Origin of the sequence: Thermogemmatispora onikobensis (assembly GCF_001748285.1) — a bacterium.
Classification (GTDB): domain Bacteria; phylum Chloroflexota; class Ktedonobacteria; order Ktedonobacterales; family Ktedonobacteraceae; genus Thermogemmatispora; species Thermogemmatispora onikobensis.
In genome coordinates, this window is the sequence record NZ_BDGT01000094.1 from 1 (window position 1) to 8,886 (window position 8,886).

At 61.2% G+C, this 8,886-nt stretch carries 6 protein-coding genes and 2 tRNA genes; 4 read left to right on the forward strand and 4 right to left on the reverse strand.

The genetic code is table 11. The features are described 5' to 3' along the window. Window positions 1-556 (reverse strand): potassium channel family protein (locus BGC09_RS21675; RefSeq protein ID WP_141727912.1); only part of this gene is annotated, 556 nt, incomplete at its 3' end. Window positions 557-1,119: 563 nt separating this feature from the next. Between BGC09_RS21675 and rsgA the strand changes: the two genes are divergently transcribed. Continuing rightward, on the forward strand, window positions 1,120-2,118 hold the full coding sequence (gene rsgA, locus BGC09_RS21680; protein WP_069806291.1) for a ribosome small subunit-dependent GTPase A: 999 nt from the start codon (window positions 1,120-1,122) through the stop codon (window positions 2,116-2,118). 48 nt (window positions 2,119-2,166) lie between these two features. Next, window positions 2,167-5,526 carry an adenylate/guanylate cyclase domain-containing protein gene (locus tag BGC09_RS21685; RefSeq protein ID WP_141727913.1) on the forward strand — a complete coding sequence of 1,120 codons (3,360 nt, stop codon included), beginning with the start codon at window positions 2,167-2,169 and terminating at the stop codon, window positions 5,524-5,526. A 20-nt stretch (window positions 5,527-5,546) separates the two neighbouring features. Here the strand turns inward: BGC09_RS21685 and selA are convergent, their stop codons facing one another. The 3 genes from selA to BGC09_RS21700 form a co-directional block, all read right to left on the reverse strand. Continuing rightward, window positions 5,547-6,929: an L-seryl-tRNA(Sec) selenium transferase gene (gene selA / locus BGC09_RS21690; RefSeq protein ID WP_141727914.1), complete on the reverse strand. Its 1,383-nt coding sequence runs from the start codon at window positions 6,927-6,929 to the stop codon at window positions 5,547-5,549. 88 nt (window positions 6,930-7,017) lie between these two features. Continuing rightward, window positions 7,018-7,449, reverse strand: coding sequence for a type II toxin-antitoxin system PemK/MazF family toxin (locus BGC09_RS21695; RefSeq protein WP_052887442.1), 432 nt, complete (start codon window positions 7,447-7,449; stop codon window positions 7,018-7,020). Between the two features lie 111 nt (window positions 7,450-7,560). Then, window positions 7,561-7,794, reverse strand: a complete 234-nt coding sequence (locus BGC09_RS21700) for a hypothetical protein (RefSeq protein ID WP_069806294.1) — start codon at window positions 7,792-7,794, stop codon at window positions 7,561-7,563. Window positions 7,795-8,122: 328 nt separating this feature from the next. On the opposite strand from BGC09_RS21700, the gene BGC09_RS21705 reads away from it, so the two are divergent. Together BGC09_RS21705 and BGC09_RS21710 are read left to right on the forward strand one after the other, a co-directional pair. Continuing rightward, window positions 8,123-8,206 (forward strand) — tRNA-Tyr (locus BGC09_RS21705). Window positions 8,207-8,392: 186 nt separating this feature from the next. After that, window positions 8,393-8,464, forward strand: a tRNA-Thr gene (locus BGC09_RS21710). The last annotated feature ends 422 nt before the right edge of the window (window positions 8,465-8,886 follow it).

The window sequence follows — 8,886 nt, forward strand, 5'->3', positions numbered from 1 at the left end:
GCTCCAAGGCGCTGGGCGGCGAGCCGGCGTGAGCATCGAGCTGGGCAATACTGGCCTCCCGCCGCGAAAACGCCTGATAGATGACCGGGAGATAGCTAAGCACCAGCGCCAGGAAACCGAAGCCCGTACCAGCCTCGATGACTGTCACCAGGCGCGGCAGACCCGCTGCCGGCGCGATGTCGCCAAGCCCGAGCGTAAAGAAGGTGGTTCCGCTAAAGTAGAAAAGCGTGCTCAGCGAAACCTGCTGTTCGGGTGTATGCGCTGTCATGCCCAGGCTCCATTGCAGCAGCGCAAAGCCGCTGACTAAGCTGACAGCCCAGATCACCAGGAGGAATAAGAGCGACAGCGGCCCGTACAGGCTCAAATAATATTCGCGTCGCCCTCCATTGTGGATCAGCTGGGCGGGACCACGCCACAACCACCAGCTCACCCGAAAAATCAGGCGCGCCAGCCGAAAGCGGCGAGAGATGCGGCGAGGCAGAACCACAGTCTCGAAAGCGTCTTGCAAGATAACGAGTATCAGTGCAACACTGAGGAAACCAACCAACCAGGGCATAACACCCTTCCTCCTCTCGTGATAAGCAAGAGAACATGAACAATGCCTGCTCTCAAGTGAAGCAACCCAGCTGGTCAATCAGCAAGGCTGTTTCAGGCTAGCCCATGCCAGAGGGAGACGTCAATGCCCCCTGATGCAGCCGGCTCCATTGCCAGCGAGTGGGCAGAGCGCGGGCAACAGCAACCAACTGCCTGCCCGTGGGGCAGACAGGTGAGGGGCAGCTCGCCTGTATTCGAGGCGGCTCGCTGCCCACGGCGAACTCCATTGACAAAGTGCCCGTCTCTCCTGTAATCTGTCTGGAGAGATAAAAAGGGCCTCTCTTCTCTGGCCTGCGCTTCGGATCGGAACGGGGGAGCCAAAGAGCAGGAAGAGCTGTCTCTGCTCTGTCCGTCGATCATGGTTACAGGTCGGAAATCAGCGAGCTTCGCTGTCTCGTCCCGCCTCCGCCGGGCTCCTTCATGGCCCAGGGAGGGATGCAGGAAGAAGGCAGCCACTACTCTAACGGAAGATGAGGGCGCTGAACGCTTGAGGGTGCTGAAGGAAAGAAAGCCAGCAAGTACAAGATGGAACTGCTGACCGGTATAGTGCTTAGCGGAGCACATGGCATTTATGAGGTCTATACCGATCAGGGCAAGCTGCGCTGCACACTCCGTGGCAAGCTGAAGAAAGCCTTCGCCGAAGCGGCCCGGGGACGCCCCGTACGTGGGAAAGTTACTGGCCCCCTGGCCCGCCAGCAGCGCGCAGAGGCAGAGATCGCAACGCTGCCTTCGCGTCTGAGCGTCGGTGATCGTGTCAAGGTGCGGCGGCTTGATGCGGAGACGGGCCTGATTGAGGAAGTCCTGCCACGGCAGAGCGAGCTAGCACGGCGCGATGTCGGTTCGCGCGAGAGCAATCCGCGGGCGCAGACGCTGCTTGCTAATTTGGATCAGGTGGTGATCGTTTTTGCCACCACGCAGCCTGAGCCCCATTTTGGCATGCTTGACCGCTATCTGGCCATCTGCGAGCATGCCGAGCTGCGCCCGATCATCTGCATCAACAAGGTCGACCTGTCGCATGACAAGAGCGTCGAAGAGGCTGTCGCCCTTTATCAGCAGCTCGGCTATACGGTCCTGTGGACCAGCTGCGAAACTGGCCAGGGCATCGAGCAATTGCGCGAGCTCCTCAAGGACCACATCACCCTCTTCACTGGTCCTTCTGGCGTAGGCAAGTCTTCGCTCGTCAATGCACTGGAGCCGGGCATGGCCGTGCGCACCGGCATGGTTAGCTCCGCCACTGGCAAGGGGCGCCATACCACGACCAGCTCGCAGCTCTATCCGCTCTCTAGCGGTGGCTGGCTGGCCGACTCTGCCGGTATCCGGGCCCTTGCCGTCTGGAACATTCCAAAAGAGGAACTGGCGAGCTGCTTTGTCGAGTTCCGCCCCTACCTGGGTGAATGCTTCTACTCAGACTGCCTCCACGTTGATGAAGACAACTGCGCCATCCGGCAGGCAGTTAAAGATGGCCTCATCAACGAACGGCGCTATCAGAGCTACGTCCGCATGTTGAAGGAAGAAGAGCGTTAGAGCCTGCTCTCAGCTCCCTGAGTGAAAGGGGCGCAAGGGCCAGATCCCATGCCCGAAGAACGCAAGCTTGTCACGATACTCTTCGCCGATGTGACCGGCTCTACTGCTCTAGGCGATGAACTTGATCCTGAAGACTTGCGAACCTTGATGAGCCGCTACTACGCCCATGCCCGGCAGATCATTACGGCCCACGGCGGTACGCTAGAGAAGTTCATCGGCGATGCAGTAATGGCTGTCTTCGGCTTGCCGCGTGCTCATGGAGACGATGCCGAGCGCGCGCTGGCGGCGGCCCTGGCCCTGCGCCAGGCCGTGGAAAACGATCCCCTCTTTCCCCCGGCGTTTCGCTTGCGCATTGGCATCAGCAGCGGTGAGGTTGTCGCCACAGGCGATAGCAGCCAGGGCGATTTCTTAGTGACGGGCGACGCGGTCAATGTGGCCGCCCGCCTGCAGCAAGGCGCTGCGCCCGGCGAGATCCTGGTGAGCGAGCGCACCATGCAGGCAACCAGGTTTTCCTTCCTCTTCGCCTCAGTGCGCGAGCTGACCGTCAGAGGTAAGCCACAGCCGCTGCGCGTCTTCCCCCTGAAAGCTCCTCGCCCGCAGCGTCTGCTACAACTGCCGCCTTTTATTGGCCGACAGCGTGATCTGGAACAATTGCGGCTCTTGCTCGATCGCGCCTGTGAAGAGCAGCGACCGTATTACCTCTCCCTCATCGGCCCGGCGGGCGGTGGCAAGACGCGCCTGCTAGGAACCTTCCTGGACGCGCTGGCCTCCCATCCCGACCTGCGCGTTGTGCGCGTCTCTTGTCCGCCCTACGGCCAGCTCTCTGCCGTTCAGCCCCTGCGCGAACTGCTCAGCAGCCTGATCGCAGGACAGGGGGAGCCTGTGCCGGAAATCGAGCGAGCGAGGCTGCAACAGCTCTTTGATGAAAGTGGCTATGGTCAGGAGGAGGCGGCCCGCCTGGCCGGGCTGATCCTGCAGTCGCTCGGTCTCGTTCCAGGCAGCAACCTCCTCCCAGACAGTATCTTCAGCGTCTGGCGTCAGTTGCTGGAGTGTCTGGCCCGCCGTTCCCCTCTCCTGATTGGCATTGATGACCTGCAGTACGCCCCAGACAGCTTGCTTGACCTCATCGAGGCTCTGCTGGGCATCCGCGCCTCAGTGCCCCTGTTGCTTGTCCTGCTGAGCAGACCTGAATTGTTGGAGCGTCGTCGCACCTGGGGAGCAGGCCGTCAGAACTTTTTTTGTCTGAGTCTGCCACCCCTCACAGCCGGGCAGCTGCGCCAGTTGCTAGAGGGGAGTGCCCCAGCCCTGTCCATCGCTATGCGCGAAGCCATTGTTCAACGGGCTGAAGGCAATCCCTTCTTTGCCCTGGAGCTAGCGCGTGGGCGGCTAGAGCTGCAAGACCAGGGTCGCAACCTGATAGGGATCGCTCTGCCCGATACCGTGCATGCCAGCCTGCTGGCCCGCCTTGACCTGTTGCCGGCGCCGGCACGTCGTCTGCTGCAGATCGCTGCTGTGGTCGGACGCAGCGCTCCCCGGTCTCTGCTGCAGCCTATCTTTCTCCAGGAGCACAATCAGGCTCAGGCTGACAGGTCTGGCGAGCCTGCCGAACGCTTTACTGAGGCTCTCGATGATCTGCTGCTGCACGCACTGCTAGTGGCTGAGCCTGGCGGAACGCTGGCTTTCGCGCAGAACCTCGTGCGCGACGTCGCCTACGGGACACTGGCCCGTGGCGAACGCATCCGCCTGCACAGTCAAATAGCGGCCTGGCTGGAGCAAACAGCCCTGCTATCGGAGCAGGCTACCAGGGAGCTGAAAGCTTATCACTACCGTGAAGCTCTGCGTCTGGCTCGTCAGGGAGCCGTACGGCAAGAACTGCCATTTCCTCCGGCTGCGGCCCAGCAAGCCTTCGAGCAGGCCGGCCTCCTGGCTATCCAAAGCGCGGCCTTTACCGAAGCCAGGCACTGGCTGGAGCTGGCCATCGAGCTGGCCTCACCACTGGAGCAGGTGCGTCTCTATGAGCTGCTCGGCGACAGCTTCTATTGGGGGGATACACGGAGGAATGCCTATCGGCAAGCTCTCGCCTGCTGGCGCAATCTAGAGACTGCTGAACCACTCACCGGCGCTCGCCTGCTGCGCAAGATCATCGTTGGCGGCACCCGTTTCGCCCTGGTGCGCCCGCTCTCGCCGCAGGAAGTTGCCCGCCTGGCACAAGAGGCCCTCACCCTTGCTAAGCAAGCGGGAAGCGAAGAAGAAGTCTGGCGCCTGCGCGTTGCCATCTGCTTCACCGTCGTCCTCGATCTGCTCCAGTACCCTCTTGCTTCACTCGAGACCCAAGCGAGTCTGGAACAACTGATCGTCTCTTTCACAAACGTCTTCGCGCAAGCGAGTCCTGGCCCGGCTCAGACCAATGAGAGGCTGGAAGCGCTGTGCGACAGAGTGAACGAGGCCGTAGACTACTTCGGGCAGCGTGATGATCAGGCCGCTCTCAGCGAGGCGCTCGACGCCCTGGGGCTGCTGCACTGGTATCTGGGAAAAGAGGAAATAACACTCAGCGCGGCCCGACGCCGCTTAAGTCTCCCCGACCTGCCACCGGAGGAATATATTGATGCCATCAATGTAGCGGCCTATGCCAATCTTGTCTTCGGCAACTTCCAGGAGACAATCGAGCTTGGCAAAATGGCCTGCGCTCGTGCTCGCACGGACCTGCCTCTGCCGCTCCTCAGCAGAACGCTGCCCGCGCTTGCCATCGCAGCCTTTCTCGCTGGTCGCTGGGAGGAGATCGAGGCGCTGGCATCCTTGCTGCATGCTATTCGCGAAGAAGTAGCCCCTGATGAGGAGCGCCTTGCCCACCTGTCGGATGCATATTGTTCGCTCTTCCTGGTCGCTCAGGCTCATGAAGACCAGGCCCAATGCGCTGACCTGGCCACCCTCCTGCGCGCCTTGCTTCCCAGAGAGCAAGGCCTCGAAGCCGATCGTAGCTTTCAAGAAGCGCTTCTCCAGGATGACCCAGAGCTTATGCCTGTGGAAGGCTTCCGGCGTGATCAACTCCACCTGCTCTATCGCCTGAGATTCTGCAGCGAACACGGCCTGAGTGCCCCGCCAGCCCTGCTGAACTGTGCGGACCAGATTCTCAGAGAGCGCCAGGGCGCCATGCTGGCTCCCTACCTTGCTATCGCCCAGGCCCTGGCCATCAACGACCTGGAGGCTCTTGCCCGGGCCATTGATGCAGCTGAAGTGGCGGGACATCTCGTGCACGCCGCCCGCATGCGCCTCATCCTCGCTCAGCGCAGCGGCGACCGGCGACAGCTAGAGCGCGCCCGTCCCATCCTGGAGCGCCTGAGAGATCGACAGACCTTGCGGCGCCTGGCCGAGGTTGAGGCCAACCTCGGCGGTGCCCTATCCAGCTAGGCGCCGGACCGCTTCCTCCCTTACCCGTCGCCCAGGCAGGCCAGCAGTCCACGCAGCAGCTCCTCATCCTGCTCCTCCAGGACCGTGCGCGGATCGAGTAAGAGAGCATCGTGCAAGATACGTCCCACGATTGGCACCGGACGAGAGCGCAAGCGGCGTGCCAGCTCCTCCAGCGGGCAAGGTACCTGCCCCTCCTCGAGGGCCAGCAGCGCTGTGGGGAGCGTCTCCCCTGGCAGAGAGCCCCCGCCGACCGTAGACTCACCGGGGCGGACGCTTGCCGCAATCCCCTGCTCCCGCAAAGTCCGGGCCCAGCGCTCCGCGCGCTCCTGCAGACGTGAAAGAGGAAGCGCAATCATCCGCCAGACCGGAATCGCCTCCTCAGCCTCAGCGCGCTGATAATGGCGCAAGGTTGCCTCCAGGGCCGCCAGCGTCAGCTTATCCACCCGCAACGCTCGCATCAGCGGATGGCGAGCAATACGCTCCAGCAGAGAGGCGCGTCCCAAGATAATCCCCGCCTGGGGGCCGCCCAGTAACTTATCGCCCGAAAAACAGACCAGATCAACACCCGCCGCCAGACTCTCCTGCGGCATCGGCTCGTGGGCCAGCCCATAGCGCTCGCTTGGGATCAAGCAGCCGCTGCCCAGATCCTCCATGACCAGCAGCCCATGATTGTGGGCCAGTTGCACCAGCTCACCGACCGGGGTGGACTCCACAAAGCCCGTCAGGCGGAAATTGCTCGGATGGACCGCCAGCAGCAGGGCAGTGCGCTCCGAGATGGCCGCCGCATAATCGCTCAGGCGCGTCCGGTTGGTCGTGCCCACCTCCACCAGCAGGCAGCCGCTCTGACGCATCACGTCGGGGACGCGGAAACCACCGCCGATCTCCACTAACTGCCCGCGAGAAATAATCACCTCGCGGCCCGCCGCCAGCGTTGACAGCGCCAACAAGACCGCGGCAGCATTATTGTTCACCACCAGCGCCGCCTCAGCACCGGTCAGCTCACGCAGCAGAGCCGAGGCGTGCACAGAGCGAGAGCCACGCTCGCCGGCCTCCAGATTGTACTCCAGATTGGCATAGCCTTGGGCCACGGCCTGCAGCGCCTGGAGGGAGGAGGCGCTCAAAGGAGCGCGGCCCAGGTTCGTATTAATAATCACCCCGGTAGCATTAATCACCGGGCGAAGCGAAGGCTGGAGCGTCGCCGAGAGCCAGCGGCGAGCGGCAGAGAGCAGTTCGGAAGGTGAAGGGCAGGGAGCGCCCTGGCGGACTGCGACGCGGGCCTCCGCGACCACCTGGCGCAGAGCGCGTGTCGCCAAAGGGCGCCCGAACTCAGCGCTCAGCTGCACCCCCTCGGGTGACTGCAACAGAGCGCTAATCGAAGGAAGAAGACGCAACATCCGCAACATCGCAGCATTCTCAACAGAGAAGAAGACAGTCTATAGCAATCCAAGGCAGCGACTGACCAGGCGCACACCCGCGGTTGCGTCCTCAACATCAGTGCAAAGAATAATACATCGTAATGCCCAGGCTATTGGCGATCTTCCCCATAATTGCGTAGAGGTCTGCATCATGGAGCCGGCAGATCGCGTATTGGTCCGCGAGCAACGTGCGCAGGACGGGATAGAGAAGCTCCGTCTTCACCAGGCTATCGGTATCCAGAAGAGGATAATCGCGCTTCAAGAGCAGATGGTGATAGGGACGGAGCTTACCCCGATAGGACGTCAGTGCGACCACATTGACGGCGCCGGCGTGGCGGCAGAACGGTTCAGCGGAGACCACCAGGGCCGGATGCCAGTCCAGGATGCGCTTCTCCTCGATGCCGGGGGGAAGGGCGGGATAGCCGAAATTCACCCAGTATACCATGCCGAACTGCACAGGCGTATGATACGTCAATGCTTCAGGCGGCAACTCTGGTGGATGAGGCATAGCGTTTTATCCAGACACCCTACCTTGACACATCACGTGATAAATTGAGATGGTGCTCAGTAACGAGAATGATACCACAAAAAGGGCCAGCGTGCATCTGGCACAGGGTAGTTATGACCGTAACTGGTGAGCGGAGACAGCGGAGGCGCGGCTGGATGCATCACTGCTTTCGCGCTGGGCGTAGAAGCAAGCGCTGGTGAGGGGCCAAGAGCGCTCGACCAGGCTCAGGCGCTCCTCGCGTTCCTCCTCACTTTCCTCCAGGAGGGCCTGAGAGATCAGCTCCATCTCCTGCTGATACTGCTCAGCGAGCAAAGAAGAGCGCTTGAAGTCGCAATTCGTTGCCATAGAGAATACCTCGTTCCTTCTTCCTTCCTTCGTCCGTTTCCGTCCGCCTGACCAGAGAACAGCGCCCGGGGCCATCAGGCCCAGACCGAGCTGCTGCAGGCTGGCGCGAGGGTTACACCCGTGCTGGTGGGGAAGCGCATTTTCTTCGACGCAGGAAATTATACCAGCAAAACTGGCCTGCGACAATGACAGGCCCCCAGACTTTCCTAAACCGCTGTGCTCTTCACCAACCTTCCCAGAAAAGTGCTTGACATCATCTGCCCCGTCAGCTATAATGGACACGTCAGCCAAACAGCAAGGAGCTGGCAACAACTGAGGAACTTCGCGTGGGCAGTTTCCGGAGCGGTCAAACGGGGCTGACTGTAAATCAGCTGGGAAACCTACGGGGGTTCGAATCCCTCACTGCCCACCAGCGCAATAGCGGCATGCCTCGCTCAGAGCGTACGCTCAGATGAGGTGAGTGGACGAGCGAAGAGGCGGCTGCAGGTCAGCGGTGCGCCTGGGCGCGCGTGGAGAAGATGGGTGTGAGGCAAGGCGGTAGTCGAGGGATAGGATGAGATGCCCGCCGCCCGGTGTCAATGCGCTGATGATCTGTCTGGCCCGTGTGGCGCAGCGGTAGCGCACAGTCTTGGTAAGACTGTGGTCATGGGTTCGATTCCCATCACGGGCTCCCGTGGTTTCTGATGATGCCTTGCTGCTTTCTAAGGCATGCATCTTCACGAATATCCGCGCCGGATCTTTCTACGTTTCGCTGCCGTCTTCTGATACCGTCGCCGCTTCCCTCCTTCTTCGATGATTCTTTCCTCTCCCGGTGGCTTGTGTCAATAACCATCCTGAGAAGAGGCGAAGAATCCGAAAGGCGAGAGAAGTCAGGTTGGATGCCAGACCGGTCCGTTCGCTCGGTCACTCGCTCGTCAATCCGCCTGAAGAGAACCATACGAAGCGTTAGCAAAACGAGGGTGCCGCAACGAGGCGCAAGCCCTGCAGAAACTCAGGAGACGGCTGCTGTATGTCTAGCGCTGGTTGCTCTCTTGTTATCTCTTCATCATATTGCACTAGTACGGTCGAATTGTAGGAGGAGCCTTTGAGGTT